This is a genomic window from Escherichia sp. KCJ4928, assembly GCF_004352695.1.
Taxonomy (GTDB): Bacteria; Pseudomonadota; Gammaproteobacteria; order Enterobacterales; family Enterobacteriaceae; genus ECMA0423.
The window spans coordinates 1-360 of the sequence record NZ_SJWV01000654.1; the positions used below are offsets into that span (position 1 = coordinate 1).

Below are 360 nucleotides of genomic sequence, written 5' to 3' on the forward strand. Positions count from 1 at the left end.
TGACGGAAGAATGGGTGTCATGCGGGAAAATTCATGCGGATATCCGTGGCAGGAGCAGCCGGGAGCGGATGCAGTCCGGTGCGGAAATGGCGCAGGCGGAAATCCGCATCTGGGTGCGCGGTCAGTCTGGTCGTGAAATCACGGCGGCGTCACGACTTCATGTGCTGAGTGGTCCCTGGCGTGACCATGTCCTGAATGTCGTCGGCGTCCCGGTGCCGGATACGACCGGCGGGCGTCTGGAAATTCTCTGTCGGCTGGGAGGGGAAAAATGATCGAAACCCTGCTGGATTTTTCGGGGCTGGAGGACATCAGCCGCGATTTGCAGCTTCTGAGTGGTGCGGAAAACAACCGGGTGCTGCG

1 protein-coding gene and 1 pseudogene are annotated in these 360 nt (G+C 60.3%); both read left to right on the plus strand.

Going from position 1 to position 360, the window contains the following annotated elements:
- Positions 1-272, plus strand: a 272-nt coding sequence (locus E0D98_RS26095) for a head-tail adaptor protein (RefSeq protein ID WP_205713043.1), incomplete at its 5' end; no start/stop codon positions are given.
- Positions 269-360, plus strand: a pseudogene (locus tag E0D98_RS28310) (hypothetical protein); the annotation flags it as partial. The gene E0D98_RS26095 and the pseudogene E0D98_RS28310, both read left to right, overlap by 4 nt.